We start from the raw sequence: 19503 nt of genomic DNA on the forward strand, positions 1-19503 counted from the left end.
ACAGGATGACCACCAAATCTATCGGCGTAAACCCCCCGAGTGTCGATCAGGGCGCCGGCGACCCTGCGGCGATGGTAGGGACCCCGTCCTCCACCCAGCTGGTGAAGAACTCCGTGATGAGCGCCTCGCCCGGCGGGTCCGTGGACACGAAGTGCCCGCCAGCGTACTGCACGAGGCCCACGGTGTGCATCGCACCGCTGCCATTGCCCATGACGGGAGCGGCCACGGAGGGCAGCCCATGCGCCTGGTGATCCGGGATGCGCGCGAGGTACGGCGACACCTGCGGGAACCCACCCGCCAGCCCCAACGCTTCGATGGTGAGCGGGGGGGTGAACGGGTCCGACACGCCCTCGGTCTGCAGAATGCTCTTGGGTGCGAAGCCTGGGCGCGGGGCGCGGTGAATCAGGTGGGCGTAGCTGGCTGTGTCGGCGACATCCACCCACGTGGTGAGCAACGCGAGAAGCGGGTGCTCGTAGACCATGTGCTCGCGCACGAGGGGGTCCATGCCCACACCGGGTAGACCCAGCGCGAGGGTGAGGATGTCGGCGATGTTGATCGGCTCGGTCTTGTCGACCACCGCGATGACGAACACGGCGCCGGCGCCGCTCAGCACACCACCCTGCGCTTGGTCGTCGATGGCCAGGAAGAGGGGTCCGTTCACGCCACCCTGCGAGTGGCCGTAGAAGTAGATCTTGCTGGTGTCGAACGTGACCGGCGCCGCGCGACCCGTGACCGTGATGGGCACCGCGAGCGCGTCGATCAAGCGGGCTTGCTGCACCACGTCGAGCGCCGACTGCCGCGCGTTGTCACGCAGCGAGAGCGGGTTGAGCACGTTGAACACGGGGATCGAAGGGTCTCCGCCGCCGGGCAGACGCTCACCGTGGTGAATCTGGTCGACGCCCATGACGGCGATGCCCTGCTCGGCGAGCATGGCGCCCACGCCGTTGCGTGCGTAGCTGCGGTAGTCGCCGCCCGTGCCGTGCGCGTAGAGCACGATGGGGTAGCCCTCGGCCGGCATCGGCACCGTGGACGGTGGGATGGTCAGCGAGAAGCGCACGTCGAACTCGTCCTGCACCACGGGCACGCCGTTCTCGACGACGAAGTTTCCGCCGTCCTCGACGTAGTCGTAGGGCAGGTCCCCCTGCTGGAAGATGGGCGAGGGACCGTAGCGACCGAGCAGCTCCACGTGCGTGCTGGCGCTGGCGTTGGGCTGCCACTCGTCGGGGTCGGCCACCGGCAGCTCGTACTCGTCCATCATGAAGTCGCGGGCCGCGAGGAGCTCGTTGTAGGCCGCGCTGGTGGTGAACACGGCCATGCTCAGGATGTCGGCCTCGGCGACGCCAGCGTTGGCCAGCGCGGTCAGTGCAGGCGCGTGGATGGCACGCGCGGACACCACGTTGGCGTCGCTGGTGTCGTCGCCCAGCAGGGCCTCGAAGTCGAGGTCGCGCTCGTAGTCGCCACCCGCGTCGGGCTTGACGTCCCGCGTGACCACCACGGCGTACGTGGTGTCCCACTCGAGCGGGACGCCGAACACCGGCAAGACCGCCACGCAGTGCTGCGGCCAGTAGCGGGTGGCCTCGTCGCGGTAGCTCACGTTCACCGCGTGGCGCGTGCCCACGTTCGGGCTGTCCGCGTCCACGTTCATGAGGAACACCGACGCGTCCGCGTCTTGCGCGGCTGCGGCGTCCGCCGGAAGGGTGCTGGTGTCCACGCTGGCCGAGAAGCGCAGGTAGGTGCCGCCGTTGATGGAGTAGCCGCGCGTGTCGGCCTCGATGGCGTTCAGGTACCGTCGCACCAGCTGGTTCTCACGCGGCTGGGGGAACTCGGAAACGTCCAGGGTGCCATCCGGGTTGCGGCGCACGTCGCTGGGCCACGGAAGGTCGAAGAAGGCATGGGTCGCGGGGTCACGCGGCAGCGCGAACACCGCGCGCACCGCAGGCGGCTGCGGACCGCCATCCACGTCCATGTCGGAGACGTCGTTGTCGCCCACGCCCATGTCCATGGTGTTGCCATCGGAGCTGCCGCAGCCCCCGACCAGCGCGCCCATGAGACCCAGCCCCAGCACCAACCTGCGCCACGGCGCCCCGCACGAAAAGCGATCCATCGGGTCAGTGTACTCGCCCGTTTCGCGCGGGGAAAGAGCGGATCCGCTCAGGAAGCGTGGTCGAGCTTGGCGCGGGCCCCCCACGCGGCACACGTCGTCCGCGCGGCGGCATGATGGTGGGCGGCTTCCTCCGGCCGACCGAGGAGCCGTAGGCTGCGCTCCAACAATTCGTGCGCGGTGACGGTCTCCACCACCCACGCGTTCGCCACGGACTGTGTCAGAGCCTCCTCGAAGGCGCGGTGGGCCCCTTGCAGGTCACCGTCCAAGCGATGCAGCTCGCCTTCCACCAGCAGCACGCGGTGAGCAAAGTTGATGGGAGCCTGCCCCGAGAGTTCACGCAGGGCGGAGAGACTCTCTTCGATGCGCGGCCGGATGTGTGCGCGCTCGGCGTCACTCAGCTCGTCCCACGCGGCTGCGGCCGAGAGCGCCGCGAACTGATGGCACAGTGGGACCATCCAACAGGAGGGCACCGCGTCGAGATGCGCGCGGGCGATCTCGAGGTGCATCGACGCCTCACGGGGGCGCCCGAAGTAGAAGCGCGCCATCCCCATCGCCACACGATGCACACAGATGCTCCCGCGCGCGTCGGTGGCCTCGGCGGCAGCCAGGGCAGCAGCCTCCGAGAAGCGCTCGTCGTCCAGGTTCCATGGCTCCGGCTTGGCCCCGGTCAGCCCCTTCAGCAGCTGCTCGAACGGGGCGTGCAGGTGGATGGCGTTGATCTGCCCGAACGACCGGATCTGCTGGCCGAGCCACAGCGCATCATCGCACAGCGGCGCAAGGCTCTGCCCAGCAGCGAAGGCCATGTACGTGGACATGTGCGCCGCATAGGAGCCATATTCGAAGTCCCCCGTGCGCTGGGCCAGGTCGAAGACCGCGCGCGACGAGACCACCACGGAGCGCAGCGGCACGATCCAAGGGCACACGAAGTTGAACACCACGTGGCGCGTAGCGGCCTCGAGGCTGCGGTCCTCCCAGCGGTCGAGCAGCTTGATGGCCAGCTGCCCCCAGCCGTGAGAGACCGGGAACATGCCGGCCGAGTTGAGGATCAGCCCGAACAACGCCAGCGCGTTGGGCGTGGCCGTGGACAGCCCCTTTTCGATGGACGTGGTCACCAGGTTGCAGGCCATCAGTGCGAGCAGCCGCTGCTGAGCGAAGAACGCAACGGGGCAGAGGCGTACCTGAATGCGCATGGCCGCCAGCACCTGAGGATCGCGCGCGTCGGGCAGCGCCGCGAGGCCCTCCTGTCCGACACGCGTCAGGTCTTCGAGCGCACGACCGAAAGCGGCACCCACGGACGCCTCGTCGGGATCGCGTGGAAGGTGCACCCCCAGCAGCCCGAGCACGGCGAGCCCGGCATCGATGGCCGCGATGTACTCATGGCGGCCGGCGAGCGCGTCGATCTGCACCACCCAGGCCGTCATCTGGTCCAACAGGGTGCGACTGTTCGCCTTCACCTGGGCGATGCGCTCGTCCATGACCGCCCAAGCGGCGTTGAGATACGCTGCCTCCGCAGCACCGGCGTGCAGCCCCAAGCTGGTCTCGTAGTCGCTCGTCCAGCAGTCGTCCGGTAAGAGCGCGATGCCGTCTTCGAAGCAGCGCAGAGCCAGGGGGAACGACGCGGCCTGCCGCGCCTGGCGCCCCGCCAAGAGGTGCATCCGCGCTGCTGCGATGCGCTCCTGAGGTTCACTCAGCAGCGACCCGGCGGCTGCGAGGTGTCGCACCGCGTCGAAGAGCCAAGCACCTGGCGCTGCCTCCTCGACCAGGGTGGAGAGCGATCGGCCGAGCGCGAGGTGCAGGGCGGCCGTGCGCTCGGAAGACAGCTGGGCCAGCACGGACTCGCGCATGCGGTCGTGATAGATGCCCACGCGATCGCCGGCGCGCACGCCCGCGCTCTGCACGAAGTGGGCGCGATGCAGCGCGGAGAGCACACGGGGCACATTGCCATCGAGCCCTGCAGCGCGGCAGGCCACAGTACGGGGGATGGGGTTGTTGGCCACAGCCAGCACCTCGACCAGCGCCCGCTCTGGACCCGGCAGCGCCTGCGCCCGCTGCGCGAGGGCATCGTCGAGGCGCACGGTCCTCGGGTCGCTGCCGCGTTGCTGCGTGGCGGAGAGAGCGAGCTCTTCCAAGAAGAAGGGGACACCCCCCGACTCGGCGGCAATGGCACCTGCCAGCGTCTCGGGCAGACCGAGAGAGCGCAGTGTCAGGCGCGCGAGGTCTTCGGCTTCTGCCGCCGAGAGCGGGCCCAGCTCGAGGAACACCGCGCGGCTCGCGGGCAGTTCGCCCACGGTCGTGAGGAAGCGCGCCGCGTCCGCGGACTCCGCGGCCTCTTTGGGTCGCAGCGACAGCGCGAGCAGGAGCCTCGGGGGCGCCCCGTGCAGGAGCTTCCAAAGCAGCGAGAGGCTGTCCGCGTCGGCCCACTGTAGGTCGTCGATTTCGAGCACCAGCGGCTGCTGCCCAGCGAGCTTCACCAACAGCTGGTAGAGCGCCTCGAGGACGCGCCGACGGAGCTCGAGCGCGGGCACCGTGGTTCCGTCCGACGCCCGCGCACGGCCATGCCGAGCGAGCACGGGAAACACCTGCGTCAGCTCGTCGAACCAGGGAGGGAGGACCCGCGCGAACTCGTGCTCGTCATACGTGGAGAGGCGCACCGCGAGCGCGTCGATCATCCCGTCGAAGGCCTTGTACGGAACCGACTCCCGCTCGTAGCAGCGACCCCGCAGCACCAGCACATCGCGTCCACCCTGCGGCTCGTCGAAGCAGCTGTGCACCAGCGCGCTCTTTCCGAGCCCCGAGCCCCCTTGCACCAGGGCGACGACGCTGGCCCCGTCGCACACGCGCGCGAGCGCGCTCTGGAGCACCTCGCGCTCGCGCGAGCGCCCCACCAAGGGGTGGCCCGACATACTCTCCGCCGTGTGCTGCCGAGCGAAGCCCAGGGCCCCGCGGATCTCGGCGATGGAGGGGCGCTCGTCGGCATGACGCGCCAACAGACGATGGCAGATGTCCGCGATCTCGCGCGGGACGTCGGCGACCACGTTCTCGAGCCGCGGCGCCTGCGGAACGTTGACCCACTTGTCGGCGACGGGCAGTTGCCCGCTGAGCAGCTGGAACATCACGCACCCGAGGGCGAACAGGTCCGACTCCGGCGTGGCCGACGCGCCGATCCATAGCTCGGGTGCCATGTAGGGCGGCGTCCCGATCACCGAGCGTTCGCTGTGCAGCCGGGTGCTCTGGCCGATGCGCTGTGCGAGCCCGAAGTCCAGGATGCGGACGTCGCCGTTGGGCTCCACCAGGATGTTGCTGGGCTTCAGGTCCTGGTGGACCACGCCGCGCTGGTGCAGGTACTCGAGCGCATCCAGGATCTGCGCCAGCGTGTGGCCGAAGAATTCGAGGTCGCACACCGGCGTGTCGATCCTCGGTCCCACGGGCTCGGCCATCGTCTCGGCGTCCGAGCTGACACTCGGCCTCGCCACCCGGGTCGCGGAGTCGGCCGCTCGGAGCACCGCGCGAGGGCCGCTCACGTAGGCGTCGTCGATGGTCCGGCGAATTGGTGAAGAACCACAGTCCGTCGTGGCAGCCCAGTTCGTACAGCGGCACCAGGTTTCGGTGCGAGAGGTCCGCCACCGCGCGGAACTCGTTCTTGAAGAGCAGCAGCCGGTCCGGCGCGATCTCGCGCACGCGCAGCGTCTTGAGCGCCACCCTCCCGCCGTGCTCGGTGTCGATGGCCTCGTAGACGTCACCCATTCCCCCGTGGCCGATGAGGCCGACCACGTCGTAGCGCCCGACGCGCACGGGGACCTTTCCGACGGCTTCTCGCAACGAGGAGGATTCCATGGATGGGTCCGCCCATGAGACACCATTCCCACCGGGTTGAAAAGTCAGACCCGCAAACGCTGGCTAGAGGTGCGCGCTGCCGAGGGGCGCACGTTCGCACGCCAAGAGCGCTTCGTAGTAGCGCCGAGCGGGGTCGCTGAGCGGCCGAGCCGAAAGGACGCGCGCCAACCGCCGCGTCTCGAAGGCCCGCGCGAGCCGCATCTGCAGCACCCAGCGGAGCCGCAACGGGTCCTCCTCCATCAGCAAGCGGTCGCTCGTCTCCTGCAGCCGGGCGTGGACGCGTGCTTCTCGGGAGTCGAGCAGCGCCGCCACGGCAGAAGCGTTCGCACTCAGCGTCGCCTCGAAGTCCGCGCGGAAGGGGTCCAGCAGCTCCGGCCAGCGTGTCGCCACCGACAGACGGATGGCATGGAGCGCGTCTTCCTCCGCCACCAGCTGCTCGTCGATGCGGGCGGCCAGCGTGTCCAGCTGAGCCTCGGCGGACACGCGAGCCGCGGCGACAGCGCTCTCTTCGGCGAGCCCCAGACGCGCGCCCAGTGCGGCGATCACGGCGTCGTCCTCCGGCGTGTTGTAGTTCGTCGGCGGGACCTCGTTGCTCGCCGCGGCTGAGAGGTCGAGCGAACGCAGAAAGCGCTCGCTGGTGGTCGACGGCATGTCGATCGACTCGGAAGCCATGCGTGCGCGCGTGTGCGCCTCGAGCAGCCCGATGCGTCCGTCTGCGTCCAGATCAATCCCGGTGGCGGACTGCCCGTCACGCGTCTGCCCACGCAGCGCGTGCAGCAGGTGCAGCGCGTAGCCCTCTTGGGCTTGGCGGTCGGGGTTCGCGTCGCAACCGTTGGACTCGTGCTCGGCCGAGGTGGCGAAGAGCCCGCACGCGCCATGCCGGGCCGGACCCGCGCTGACGTCGGCGCCCGCGAAGGCGAGCTCGGCGAAGCCGCCACCGAAGCACGCCGTGATGACGAAGCGCGCGCTGCGCCGTGCATCCGGGCTGGCCACTGCGGCGGCGAGCTCGCGGGCGTCGAACGAGCTGTCCTCCCAGAGCAACACGTAGTTCTCGGCGGGGCTCTCGCCCACGTCTCCGTGCGCCGCGATGAACACGTCCAGCCGCTCCCCTGGGAGCGCCAGCTGCCCCTGCAGGGTGGCCAACACGGCGGCGGCCTCCGCCGGCGCGTCCACTTTCAGACGCGGGATGCGAAAGCGCGCGTCACGCTCCGGGCGAGGGTCGAGGAGCCTGCCCAGCTCGGCACGCAGGCCCTGGTGGGCGTCGCCATCGGGCTCGGCCGCAGGGTCCAGCACCTGAACGGCGCGCACCCCCGGCCCCCCCGCGAACAGCACGGCCCCCGGCACCTCGCGCGCGCCCGCCAGCTCGACGAACAGCGCGAGGTCCTGCTCGAGCTGCACCTGGGTGGCGGTCGGGTCGGCGCCACCACCCACAGCGAGCCAACGCAGCACCCCACGCTGAGAGAGGTCCACGGCCGCGAAGGACCGACCCGCGACCGTGCCCGCGCGCTCGGTGGCGACACTCACGCTGTTGCCCGACGGCGCCGACGCCGGCGTCGTGGCCGCTCCGTGCTGGGCCGACCAGGTGGCGAACAGGGTCCCCCCGGCGACCCCGCCCAACACGAACAGCAGCGCTCCGCGTGCGCCCGGCCCAGCCCACCACCTGTCTCGTCGCTCGCTGCCGGCCGGGTTCATGGGGCCTGCGTATCAGCTCGCTTCCATGCATGCTATCCCTCTCCGCGTGTCGCGTGCCCTGCCCCGCTTCGTGCCCCTCTCCGCGAGCGAGCTCGCGCAGGCCCAGCCGAGCACCGTCCTGTTCCTGGGCGACGTCCGCGTGGAGCAGGGTCCCGAGGGCGCAGCTGCGCGGCTGGTCCAGGCCACGGGCGGCACACTGCCAGGCCGCTTGGAGTCAGGAGCGGCCGCCGGTCAGCCCACCATCACGGCGCGCGCGGTGCGTGGCGACGGAACAGTGCTGGACGTGTCGCTCGGGCCGCTGCTGGGCGGCGTGTCGTCCCCTCCCGTCGCCGGCGTGTTCGTCTACGGCACGCTGATGCACGGCGAAGAGCGCGAAGGAGCCATCCGCAGCGTGCTGCCATCCGTCGCCCCGGTCGACGGATGGGTGACGGGCGCGCTCGTCCACTTGGGCGCCTGGCCCGGCCTCGTCGGCGGCGAGGGTCGCGTCCACGGGGAGCTGTTCCTCACCCCGGAGCTCGCACCGCTGCTGGCCGTGTTGGACCCCATCGAGGACTTCACGGGGTTCCACACGCTGCCCACCGAGTACGTGCGCGTGGTGCTCCCCGTGGCCACGGTCAGCGGGCGAGTGTGGGCTTGGGGCTATCGCTACGTCGGCGACATCACCCACGCTCTCCCCATCCCCGGTGGCCGCTGGCGCGACGCACCACGCCGCCTGGGGAATGCACGCCGCTCGTGACGCGGTATAGGGAGACCATGTCCGCGCGCCCTCTCCCGCTGCTGCCCGCGCTCGTGATCGCTACCGCCCTGGCCGAGGCCCTGGGCCTTGTCGTCGCGCGGGCGCTCTCCGTGCTGGTGGCCAACGCCGCCGTCGAGCCCGGCAGCACGGCCGCGAGCTTCTTGCCGCTGCTGGGCGTGCTGGGGGGGCTGCTCGAGGGGCTCATGCTGGGTGTGGCCCAGGGTGTGGTCCTGGCGCGACACGGATACACCAACGTCCGTTCGTTCGCGTTGGCCTCCACGCTCGGGATGGGCATCGCGTGGGGCCTGGTCATGGTGCTGGCGGCGCTCGAGCCCGCCGTGCCCACGTCGCCGGGGCTCGACTTGCTGGTGGCCATGCTGGCGGGGGCTGGGCTCGGAGCCATCCTAGGCCTGCTCCAGCGGCGCGTGCTCTCGCCCGTGCCCGGACGCTTCGCGCTGCACAGCGCGCTCGGCTGGTGCGCCGGCTTGGTCGCCACCCTCTTCGTGGAGCAGTTCGTGCCCACCGCCGCGTCGGACGGCTACAGCTTCGCGGCCAGCGCGCTGGGCGGGGCGCTCACCGGCGGCATCGTGGGCCTGGTCGTCGGCGGGGCCTTTCCACGCACCCGGCTCGTCGCGCCCGACGTCGCCTGAAGCGCGGCTCCGCGCCGCGGCCACGGTGCGCACCCCGCAGCGGGCTGCTACGGTCGCCCCAGATGACCAAGTCGATCGGTATCGGGCTCGTGGGTTGTGGCGTTGTGGGGACGGGGCTCCTCCAGCTGCTGAAGGAGAACGCGTCTGCCATCGAGGGCCGCCTCGGCGTGCCGCTCGACGTGCGCCGCATCGCCGTGCGCGACATCGGGAGCGTGCGCAGCGAGCTGGTGCCGCGCGAGAAGCTCACCACGGACCCGATGGAGCTCGTGAACGACCCCGAGATCCAGGTCATCGTCGAGGTCATGGGCGGCGTCGAGCGGGCGTACGAGGTGGTGCGCGCCGCCATCTTGGCCGGCAAGCACGTGGTCACCGCCAACAAGGCGCTGCTCGCCGAGCGCGGCGCCGAGATCTGGAACCTCGCCGAAGAGCAGGGCGTGGACCTCTACTACGAGGCGGCCGTGGCCGGCGGCATCCCCATCATCCGCGTGCTGCGCGAGGCGCTCGCGTCGGAGCGCATCCTGGCCATCCGCGGCATCGTGAACGGCACCAGCAACTACATCCTCTCGCGCATGACCGAGGAGGGGCTCTCGTTCGACGTGGCCCTCGCCGAGGCGCAGGCCGCGGGCTACGCCGAAGCCGACCCCACGCTCGACGTGGGGGGCGGCGACGCGTGCCACAAGATCGCCATCCTCGCGACGCTGGCCTTCGGGCAGCGCGTGCCGGCCGACCAAATCCCCACCGAGGGCATCGACCGCCTCTCGCCCGTGGACATCACCTTCGCGCGGCGGCTCGGCTTCATCATCAAGCCGCTCGCCGTGGCGCGCGTGGCCGGCGACGCCCTCGACTTGCGCGTGCACCCTGCCCTGGTCCCCGTGGAGGCCACCTTGGCCACCGTGCACGGCGCCCTCAACGCCGTGGCCATCGAAGGCGCGCTCTTGGGCCCCGTGCTCATGAGCGGCCCCGGCGCAGGCGCTGGCCCCACCGCCACCAGCGTGGCGGGCGACGTGCTGGACATCGCGCGCAACCTCGAGTGCCGCGCGCACTCGCGCGTGCCGGCGCGAGGCTTCCGCCGCGTGGCGCTGAGCGACGCCAAGCTGCGCGACATCGGCGACCATCGCGGCCGCTTCTACCTGCGCCTCACGGTGGACGACCGCCCGGGCGTGCTCGGCGCGGTGACCAGCGCCCTGGGCGACAACGACGTGTCCATCGAGCAGATGTTCCAAGAGGGCGGCTGGCAGCGCGGCAAGCGCAGCGACACCGGCCCCGTCTCCGTGGTGCTGCTCACGCACCGCGCCACGGAGCGCAACGTGCGGGCCGCCCTGGCCGTCATCGAACAGCACGACGCCATCGTGGCCCCCACCCAGCTGCTGCGCATCGAGGAGTAGCGCCTCGCGCGGGAGCAGCGCGGCGCTCGCGAGCGTGGCGCGCCAGCAGGTGGTGGGTGTTGGCGCCTCGCCGCAGCTGGCAGGGCGCAGCGCTTCGGCGTGGAGCTCTTGCTCCACCTCCACCCGCACCGCACCGCCAAGGGTCTCTAGCGTGACCTGCCGCGTGCTGCCGACGCTCACCGAGTGCAGTTCGCCCACCACAGCCTCGAAGGCACGTTCGTCGGTCTCCGTGCGGTAGGCCACGCTGGCAGCCTGCACCCACGCGGGGTCCTTGGTGCAGCCGCGCAGCCGCGCAGGAGTGTGCACGCGGTGCTGTCCCTGGGCGCTCAGGAAGGCCTCGGCTTCGTCCACGCCCACGCGCCCGTAGCAGTGCCCATCGGGCAGGCTCAGCACCACCGGCGCGAAGCGGTGTCCACCCAGGTGGCTCGTCTGCCAGGTGACGGGAAGCTCCGAGGCGGAGTGCGCGCCGCTCCCGGCCACGAGCGCATCGAACAGGGGGTTGCCCTGCAGCGCGCAGCAGACGTCGCGGCGGCCGTGCGTGCACACGAGGGTCAGCGCCCGGCCCTCGGGCGTGGCGCCCGGCAGCGCGCCGTTGGTGAGCCAGGAACCCACGTCCACGCTGGGCAAGTCTTCCAGGCGCTCGAGCGGGAGGCGCGACACGAAGTGGCCGACTCGACAGAGGTACACGGCGATGCTCCCGCGCGTCCGCCGCGGCGCACGGATGAACTGCAGGCGGAGCCCCGGGTGGCTTGCTCCACGGTTGCCAAGAAGGCGCGCACGGCCTCGGGCAGCTCGCTCGCCAGAATCTTGCTGGCCCAGCTCCCGCGTACCTCCACCAACAAGAAAGCCGACGCCTCGGGCGCGGTGCCCAGCATCGGCTCGCCTTGCTCGGCGCTCACCAGCGCGCAGCGCGCGCCGCTCACTTTTCCGCGGGGATGGGCAGCGGACGCGCCATCTCTTCGGCGGCGGCGTCCGTACGCCCCTGCCGTCCCGCAGCGATCTTGGCGTTCCAGGCCTCGTGCTGCGCGGAGTACCCCGCCAGCAAGCGCTCGATCTGGCCGGCAAGCGCCGTCCACTGCGCCTTCTCGGCCGGGGCCGTGGCCGCAGCGAGCGCTGCACCCACCTGCTCCGAAGCGAAGCGCATGCGCGCCGCCGCCTCGTAGAAGTTGTCGCGTTTCGCGAACCCGGCCGCCTGGTTGAGCCAGACGGCGACGGTCTGCGTGTCGAGGGAGTCGGTGTGGTTGGCCATAGAGTGCTCGCGAACCGGTGTGATACCAGACCCGCGCGCCGGAGTCAGCCCTTGAGGGCCTCTGCGCCGCCGATGATCTCCATCAGCTCGGTGGTGATGGCCGCCTGACGCGCTCGGTTGTACTTGAGCGTGAGCCGGTCGATCATGTCGGAGGCGTTGTTGGTGGCGGAGTCCATGGCGGTCATACGTGCGCCGTGCTCGGAGGCCACGGACTCGAGCAGGCCGCGGAACACCTCGACCTCGACGTACATGGGCAGCAGCCGGTCCAGCAGCTCGGGCTTGCCGGGCTCGTAGATGAAGTCGCCACCGACGTCGCCGCCTTCGGGGACTTCCGCCGGCACGATGGGCAGGAGGGACTCCACCCGCACGTCCTGCGAGATGGCGCTCTTGAACTCGTTGTAGACGAGGTAGCAAGCGTCGAGGTTCTCGGAGGTGTACTCGTCGATGATGAAGCGAGCGATCTCTCCGGCGCGCTCGACCGAGAGGTTCTCGAACACCCCGGTGAACTCGTGGCGGATGTCCGCGTCACGGCGACGCAGGTGGTCGCGACCCTTGCGGCCGATGACCGCGAAGCAGACCTTCACGCCCGCCGCCTCGAGCTCGCGCCAGCGGCGGTCCGTGGCCTTGGTGATGCCCGAGTTGAACGCGCCCGCGAGACCGCGGTCGCTCGTGATGACCACGAGCATGACGTTCTTCTCGGCACGCCGCTGGAGCAGCGGGTGCATGGTCTCGGCCTCGTCCTCGTTGGTGCGCGCCGCGACCGAGCTCAAGACCTCGTAGGTCTTGATGGCGTAGGGGCGCAGCTCTTGGATGGCCTGCTGCGCCTTGCGGAGCCTCGCGGCGGCCACCAGCTTCATCGCGCGCGTGATCTTCTGCGTGCTCTTGACGCTGCCGATCCGCTTGCGAATCTCTTTGAGGTTCGCCATGGCGGCTTACTTCTTTCCGGCTTCGAACGTGGCGGAGAAGGCCTCGAGCGCGCTCTCGATTTCCTTCTCGAGGTCGCCGTCGATCTTGCCCTTGCTCGAGATGGTCTCGAGGATGGACTTGCGCTCGGACTTCAGCCACGAGAGCAGCTCGGACTCGAAGCGCTTGATGGCGTGGAGCGGGAGCTTGTCCAGGTAACCGTGCGTGCCCGCGAAGATGGCGACCACCTGCTCGGCCACGGGGACCGGCTGGTACTGGCCCTGCTTCAGGAGCTCGGTGAGGCGCTCACCGCGCGCAAGCTGCTGCTGGGTGGCGGCGTCCAGGTCCGACGCGAACTGCGCGAAGGCCTGCATGGCGCGGAACTGAGCCAGCTCGAGGCGCAGCGTGCCGGCCACCTGCTTCATGGCCTTGATCTGCGCGTTACCGCCGACGCGGGACACGGAGATACCCACGTTGATGGCCGGGCGCACACCCGAGTTGAAGAGGTCGGACTCGAGGAAGATCTGGCCGTCCGTGATGGAGATGACGTTCGTCGGGATGTAGGCCGACACGTCGCCGCCCTGCGTCTCGATGATGGGGAGCGCGGTGAGCGAGCCGCCCGAGTCCGGGATCTTCTTGGCGACCTTGGTGCCGCCAGCGGCCTTGGCGGCCTTCTCGGCCTCGTGCTTGGCCTCGCCGCCCATGAAGACCTCACGGCCAGCGCGCGTGGGCTCCTCGTCCTTGTCGAAAACGGCCCACTCTTCGGCCATCTTGGCGGCGCGCTCCAGCAGGCGGCTGTGCACGTAGAACACGTCACCCGGGTACGCCTCGCGGCCCGGCGGGCGGCGGAGGAGCAGCGAGAGCTCGCGGTAGGCCACGGCCTGCTTCGAGAGGTCGTCGTAGATGCAGAGCGCGTGCATGCCGTTGTCACGGAAGTACTCGCCCATGGTCACGCCGGTGTAGGGCGCGATGAACTGCAGCGGGGCGGCCTCGGAGGCGCCGGACACCACCACGATGGTGTACTCGAGCGCGCCGGCGGCGCGGAGCTTCTCGACCACGTTCGACACGGTCGACTGCTTCTGACCGATCGCCACGTAGACGCAGAACATGTTCTGCCCCTTTTGGTTGATGATCGCGTCGATGGCGACGGCGGTCTTGCCCGTCTGGCGGTCGCCGATGATGAGCTCGCGCTGACCGCGACCCACCGGCACCATGGCGTCGATGGCCTTGAGGCCCGTCTGCATGGGCTCGGTCACCGGCTGGCGGCCGATGATGCCGGGCGCCTTCAGCTCGATGCGGCGCGTGAGCTTGGCCTCGATCGGGCCCTTGCCGTCGATGGGCTGGCCGAGCGAGTTCACCACGCGACCGACCAGCTCCTTGCCGACCGGAACCTCGACGATGCGGCCGGTGCGCTTGACCGTGTCGCCCTCGCGAATGGAGCGCGAGTTGCCGAGCAGGGCCACACCCACGTTGTCCGTCTCGAGGTTGAGGATCATGCCCAACAACCCGCCGGGGAACTCGACGAGCTCGCCGGCCATCGCGCTCTCGAGGCCGTGGACGCGCGCGATGCCGTCACCGACCGTGAGCACCGTGCCGGTCTCCACGACGTCGACCGCCTTGTCGTAGTTGGCGATCTGCTGCTTGATGATGTTCGAGATTTCTTCGGCGCGAAGCTGCATTGGGGGCTCCCTAGGGTGAGCGGCCGTGAGGCTGAGGTTTTACTGAGCGAGGAGCTGCTCTTTGAGCTCGGTGAGGCGATTGCGAACGCTGCCGTCGAAGACCTTGTCGCCGACCCGCGTGATGACACCAGCGATGATCGACGGGTCCTGCTTGCGGACGACGACGACCTTCTTGCCGGTGACCTTCTCGAGCACCTTCTGGAGCTCGAGGTAGTACTTCTCGGGCATGGGCGCCGCGGTGGTGACCTCGGCCTCCACCTGCCCCGTGGCCGTCTGCGCCAGCCCGTTGAACGCGGCTGCCAGCTCGGGCAGCAGCGCCATGCGGCCACGGTCGGCCAGCAGCTTGAGCGTGTTCTTGAGGAGCGGCGGTGCAGCCAAGCGGGTGGCTACCTGGTCCAGCACCTTCTGGCGCGACTCGGCGGACACCGAGGGGTTCTCGAACAGGTCGCGGAGCGTGTCGCTGCTGGCCCACGTCTCGGCGAAGGCGGCCAGCGCCTTGTGCACCGTGGGGGTCTGCTTGGCCTCTTCGGCCAGCTCCAGCAGGGCCTTGGCGTAGCGCCGACTGATGGTTGCGTTGCTCACGCCTGCTTCTCCTGGGCAGCGCCCTCGGCGGCTACCTCGTTGAGGCGAGCCAGGTAGACGTCCGCCAGGCGCGTCTGGTCGGCCGGGGTGGCCTTCTCGCGAAGCACGGCCTCGGCGGCGACCATGGCCGACTCCACGGCTTCTTTGGTGAGGTCTTCCCGCAGCTGCTTGAAGCGCTGCGCAATGACGAAGTCGGCGTCCTTGCGGATGCGCGCCGCCTTCTTCTCCGCTTCGGCCACGATGCGGTCGCGCTCGGCCTCGCCGGCCTTCACCATGTCGGTGCGGATGGCGTCCAGCTCGTCGTCCAGCCGCTCGAGGCGGCTCTGGAACTCGCGCTGCTTCGCCTCGGCCTCGGCCTTGAGGCGCGCGGCCTCGGCCATGGCCTCCTGCATGTCCTCGCGCTTCTTCGCCAGCTGCGGGTTCACCTTGGTCTTGATGACCCAGACGAAGATCCCGAACAGGATGAGGAAGTTGAAGACCGAGCCGTACAGCTCGGTGATGTGCTCGTTGTGGAGCAGGCCCTCGAAGGTGAGCGCTTCGCCGTGACCGCCGCCGTGGGCGTCGGCCGACGGGGCCGCTTCGTGGGCGGCCTCTTCGCCGTGCTGGGCGCCCGCGAGCGCGGCCGGCGCGAGGGCCGCGAGGGCCAGCGCGAGGAGGAGAGAGGACGTGGACCGCGTCATCATTGAACCTCTCGCTGCAGCAGCTTGCCGGCGATGGAGCGCGCGAGGACGGGCACCTGGGCCTGCAGCTCGCGGCGCAGCTTGTTGGCTTCACTCTCGAGCTGTGCGTCCGCGTCCGTGAGCTGCTTCTGGGTCTCGGTCTGGACCGAGGACAGGATGCTGGCCTCCAGCTTGGCCCCCTCGGAGCGCAAACGGTCGCGCTCTTCGCCAGCCTTCACGCGAATCTCGCGCATCTTCTCTTCGAACTCGTTGCCGGCACCAGCCGCGTCGGCCTCGAACTGCTTGGCAGCGTCCTTGGCGCCGTCGATGGCCTCTTCACGCGCCTCGAAGACCTTGAGCAAGGGCTTGAAGATGAGCGTGTGGAGGACCAGCAGCGCGACGAAGAAAAGCCCCATCTGGACGACGAGCGTCGCGTCCAGGTCGATCATGGAGCCTCCGGAGAGGAGGGTGCTCGTCAACAGGGTCATGGTGGAGTCTTCTTGGTGAGCGGCGAGCGCGGGCTCGAAGGGGTGGCTCGGCGCGCCGCGGCCTGGGTGACCGGGATGCGCGGGGTGGGGGCAACCACGGCAGGGCGTGGGGCCAACGCGGCAGGCAAGACAAGGGATGGCCTGACCGGCGGCGCGCGCGTACGTAGCAGCGTGGGTGGGGTGAGTCAAGCGCCGGTGCGCGATCGAGGAGGTGATCCCGTCCCTTGTTTCATGGCCAATTGCGTATGAAATCGCTCCGGGAGACCGGTCCGGACGACCCCTCGGCATGCCCTCCATGTCGCGTTCTCGTCCGCGCTGTGAACGATCGGGCACACCGCGGTCGGTCTTGGCGGGCGCCCATACTTCGAATCTACGGGTAATGCGATGGCGCACACCCCGACGAAGGTGTGGCCCGAGACTTGTATGTCTGGGTGAATCGCCGCCCCGACCCACACGTCGATCCCCTGGTCAGGACGGCCCGAAGCCGCCACTCTTTCCACTGTCTGTCCCAGCCTACGGAGGCCACTGATGAACCGCACCTCATTCTCTGCCGCGCTCGCGCTCGCCTTGGTCACGGGCCTCGCATCGAACGCTGGGGCCCAGTCCGGCCCAGGAGACGACCTGGTCAGCGGTCAGCTCAGCCAGGCGGGCACCTCCATCGAGTGGGGGACGGCGCGCGGGGTCGTGGACGAGCCCATCGAGGAAGTCATGGGTGTCATCGAGGACTACGCCAACTACGCCGCCTTCCTCCCGCACTTCGCCGCTTCGCGGGTCCTGTCGCGGCGCGGCGCGGCCGCGATGGTCTACGTGGAGGTCAACGTCATGCGCAACTCCGCCACCCTCTGGGCGCAGCTGCGGATCCGCCCACGAGCCAACCGCGGGGACACCCGAGTCATCGAGGCCACCATGACCGACGGCAACGTGGACCTCTTCCACGCACTCTGGGAGGTCACGCCGGTGGACGCCGGACACACCATGGTGGAGTTCCGCATCCTGGTGGACCCCGACCTGCCGCTTCCGGCTTCGGTCTTCACGGGCGAGAACGTGAAGGCCGCCCGTCGCACCATCCGCGCGCTGCGCCGCCGCGTCGCCGTGGTGGCCTGAGGGAGCTAGCTCTCAGGTCCGAGAACCAGGAAAGGGCGCGTCGGTCACCGGCGCGCCCTCGTCGTTTGGGGCACGCAGAAACGGAGAGTCGTCGTCGGTGGCCATGTCCTCCGAGGTGGCGACGTCGGCCACTTGGGGGCTGAGTTCCTCCCGAGCGGGTGCCTGGGCGCTTTGCGCTGCGCCCACGGCGTGCTCGAGCGGGTGCACTTCCGCCGGCCCACTCCCCATGGTGCACGAGCCGGTGAACGTGGCGCCCTTGTCGATGAACAGCTGCGGCGTCTCGATGTCGCCATGCACGGCGCCCGGCGCGTGAAGCTCCACCAGCCTGCGAGCGACGACGTTTCCTCGGAGGGTACCGCCCAGAACGATCAGCGCTCCGACGTGCACGTCGGCACGGACGTCCGCCGTGGCGCCCAGGATCAGGACGTCATTGCCGTGGATCTCGCCCGCGAAGCGACCATCGACACGCACTCGTCCCTGAAAGACGAGCTTGCCTTCGTACTCGGTACCCGCGCCGAGCAGCGCGTTGATCTCCGAGAGCCCAGTGAGGTCCGTGTCCGCCATGGATTGGTGGGCGCACCCTACGTAGGTCGCGGGGTGCGGTCAAACGACCCCCGCCACGGAGCTCGCCGCTGCAGGGAAAAGCGCCTCAATACGGGGAGTCGTGATAGCCGGTGGGGCGAACGGAAGGTCCGTCCACCATGGCAGCCATACCCGGCTCGGCCGTGCCGGTGGTCCGGGTGGGCCGACGGATCACCTGCGTGCGCTGCATGATGACCTCCACGAGCATGTTGGGCTCGCCGGTGACCACCCGCACGGAGTTCTGCACGTCGTAGCCGGCCTTCTGGAAGGTGAAGGTCAGCTCACGGCCGCGGACGGCGTCTTCACCGACCAGCTCGCGCTGAGTCGGTGTCACACCAAGGGCTCGGCTGCCGAGCAGGACGGTGGCTCCTGGGGGATCCGAGCGCAGATCGACGACGACGCTGGCGAGCGGCGCTTCTTCGGCAGACGGATTCGCGTTCGGCGCCGTGGCTGGGCTGCCTGCCGGCTGCTCGCCCGCCTCGGGAGGCGTGGTGGGGGAGGCTGGCACCTGCCCGGGCGTCTGGGCCGCCTCCTCCCCCGTGGGGGCCGTGCTGCTGAGGACGGCTGCGGCTGCACCACCTCCCAGAGCGAGCACCAGCAGCAGGGCGATCCACTTCCCAGACCCCCCCTTCTGGTCGTCGCCGTCCAGGTCGCGCTCCAGGCCAGGCAGAGAACCGCTGGCGGCCGCGAAGCCGTTGCTGGGGCTGGACGACGGGAAGCCATGTCCCGGCGTGCCGTTCGGGGTGATCCCCGGGGTGGCACGCATGCCGCTGAGGTCGAAAGCGCCCGAGAGGGCGTAGTTGCCGCTGGTGTTGAGCGGGCTCCCCATCTGGCCGCTGGCGCTCTTGAGCGCCGCCACCAGCTCGTTCATGTCCGAGTAGCGGTTGTTGGCGTCCTTCTCGAGGCAGTTCATGACCACCGCTTCGAGCGCGGGCGGGACGGCCACGCCGTCGTCGCGCACCATCGGCGGCACAGCCTCGCGCATGTGCGCCATGAGGATCTGCACCTGGTTGTCTCGGTCGAACGGCACACGGCCGCAGAGCATCAGGTACAACATGACGCCGAGCGCATAGATGTCGGTGCGGGCGTCCACGTCGCCGCCCTGGATCTGCTCGGGCGACATGTACTTGGGCGAGCCCATGAACAGGCCGGCCTGCGTGAGTTCCTCGTTGGCCTCGACGTCCTTTACCAGACCGAAGTCCAGCACCTTGACGAAGTCCTCTTCATCGCCGTGCCGGGTGAGCAGCACGTTGGCGGGCTTCAGGTCGCGGTGGATGACGCCCATGCCGTGGGCTTCGCGCACCGAACGCGCGATCTGGACGGCGATGTTGATGGCGCGCTCGGGCTCGATCGGCCCCAGCTCCTTGAGCAGCGCAGAGAGCGTGCGGCCCTCCACCAGCTCCATCACGATGAAGTAGATCTCGTCGGTGGTCTTACCGTAGTCGAAGACGGTGACCGTGTTGGGGTGCGACAGCTTCGCGGCGGTGGAGGCCTCTAGAAAGAAGCGCGTCTGGAACTCGGGGTCTTCGTCACCCTTGTAGCGGGGGTCCAGAATCTTGAGGGCCACCTGCCGGCCCAACGGCCGCTGCTGTGCGCGGTAGACGCGCCCCATGCCGCCACGCGCGATCAGATCGATGATCTCAAAGCGGTCATTGATGACGCGTCCAATGAGAGTGTCGGTATTCGACGACGTTTTGGGCGATGGGTCAGCCATGAATTCGGTTTTTCGATTCCCCCAAGGGACGAAACCTTTGGGGCCATTGTCATCTGGGGCGGAGAAATCCGCAACTCTTTTTGCCTAAGGGCGCATTTCTCGTACAGCACTGGCCGGCGCTGGACTGCCCGAGAGAGCGACC

General features: G+C 69.6%; 13 protein-coding genes and 2 pseudogenes. 4 read left to right on the forward strand and 11 right to left on the reverse strand.

The genetic code is table 11. The features are described 5' to 3' along the window. Window positions 1-46: 46 nt before the first annotated feature. The 3 genes from IPI43_21490 to IPI43_21500 all read right to left on the reverse strand — a co-directional run bounded on the left by IPI43_21490 (window position 47) and on the right by IPI43_21500 (window position 7630). Entirely contained in the window at window positions 47-2104 is a 2058-nt protein-coding gene (locus IPI43_21490; protein MBK7776675.1) for a hypothetical protein, read from the reverse strand. A 47-nt stretch (window positions 2105-2151) separates the two neighbouring features. Next, on the reverse strand, window positions 2152-5625 hold the full coding sequence (locus IPI43_21495; protein MBK7776676.1) for an AAA family ATPase: 3474 nt from the start codon (window positions 5623-5625) through the stop codon (window positions 2152-2154). Between the two features lie 376 nt (window positions 5626-6001). Beyond that, entirely contained in the window at window positions 6002-7630 is a 1629-nt protein-coding gene (locus tag IPI43_21500) for a hypothetical protein (GenBank protein MBK7776677.1), read from the reverse strand. A 46-nt stretch (window positions 7631-7676) separates the two neighbouring features. Here IPI43_21500 and IPI43_21505 point away from each other — a divergent pair, with 46 nt between their 5' ends. From IPI43_21505 to IPI43_21515, 3 genes are all read left to right on the forward strand, one after another. Continuing rightward, window positions 7677-8366 carry a gamma-glutamylcyclotransferase gene (locus IPI43_21505; protein ID MBK7776678.1) on the forward strand — a complete coding sequence of 230 codons (690 nt, stop codon included), beginning with the start codon at window positions 7677-7679 and terminating at the stop codon, window positions 8364-8366. A gap of 17 nt (window positions 8367-8383) precedes the next feature. Next, window positions 8384-9016: a hypothetical protein gene (locus IPI43_21510; GenBank protein ID MBK7776679.1), complete on the forward strand. Its 633-nt coding sequence runs from the start codon at window positions 8384-8386 to the stop codon at window positions 9014-9016. Window positions 9017-9078: 62 nt separating this feature from the next. Then, window positions 9079-10401: a homoserine dehydrogenase gene (locus IPI43_21515; protein MBK7776680.1), complete on the forward strand. Its 1323-nt coding sequence runs from the start codon at window positions 9079-9081 to the stop codon at window positions 10399-10401. A 279-nt stretch (window positions 10402-10680) separates the two neighbouring features. Here IPI43_21515 and IPI43_21520 read toward each other — a convergent pair. From IPI43_21520 to IPI43_21545, 6 genes and pseudogenes are all read right to left on the reverse strand, one after another. Continuing rightward, window positions 10681-11679 (reverse strand): annotated as a pseudogene (locus IPI43_21520) (sucrase ferredoxin). 15 nt (window positions 11680-11694) lie between these two features. After that, window positions 11695-12576, reverse strand: a complete 882-nt coding sequence (gene atpG, locus IPI43_21525) for an ATP synthase F1 subunit gamma (protein MBK7776681.1) — start codon at window positions 12574-12576, stop codon at window positions 11695-11697. A 6-nt stretch (window positions 12577-12582) separates the two neighbouring features. After that, entirely contained in the window at window positions 12583-14232 is a 1650-nt protein-coding gene (locus tag IPI43_21530) for a F0F1 ATP synthase subunit alpha (protein MBK7776682.1), read from the reverse strand. Window positions 14233-14271: 39 nt separating this feature from the next. Continuing rightward, window positions 14272-14814, reverse strand: coding sequence for a F0F1 ATP synthase subunit delta (locus IPI43_21535; GenBank protein ID MBK7776683.1), 543 nt, complete (start codon window positions 14812-14814; stop codon window positions 14272-14274). After that, window positions 14811-15494, reverse strand: a complete 684-nt coding sequence (locus IPI43_21540; GenBank protein MBK7776684.1) for an ATP synthase F0 subunit B — start codon at window positions 15492-15494, stop codon at window positions 14811-14813. Before IPI43_21540 ends, IPI43_21535 begins: the two co-directional genes overlap by 4 nt. Further along, a complete protein-coding gene (locus IPI43_21545; GenBank protein ID MBK7776685.1) occupies window positions 15494-15961 on the reverse strand; it encodes a H(+)-transporting ATPase in 468 nt (155 codons plus the stop codon). The genes IPI43_21540 and IPI43_21545 overlap by 1 nt, the downstream gene beginning before the upstream one ends. Before the next feature lie 528 nt (window positions 15962-16489). Here IPI43_21545 and IPI43_21550 point away from each other — a divergent pair. Next, window positions 16490-17065, forward strand: coding sequence for an SRPBCC family protein (locus IPI43_21550; protein MBK7776686.1), 576 nt, complete (start codon window positions 16490-16492; stop codon window positions 17063-17065). A gap of 12 nt (window positions 17066-17077) precedes the next feature. On the opposite strand, the gene IPI43_21555 is transcribed toward IPI43_21550, so the two are convergent. Then, window positions 17078-17629 (reverse strand): polymer-forming cytoskeletal protein, encoded by a 552-nt coding sequence (locus tag IPI43_21555; protein ID MBK7776687.1) that lies wholly within the window; start codon window positions 17627-17629, stop codon window positions 17078-17080. 850 nt (window positions 17630-18479) lie between these two features. After that, a pseudogene (locus IPI43_21560) lies at window positions 18480-19361 on the reverse strand (serine/threonine protein kinase). Between the last annotated feature and the right edge of the window lie 142 nt (window positions 19362-19503).

The organism is Sandaracinaceae bacterium (assembly GCA_016706685.1).
GTDB lineage: Bacteria > Myxococcota_A > Polyangia > Polyangiales > Houyiibacteriaceae > JADJJE01.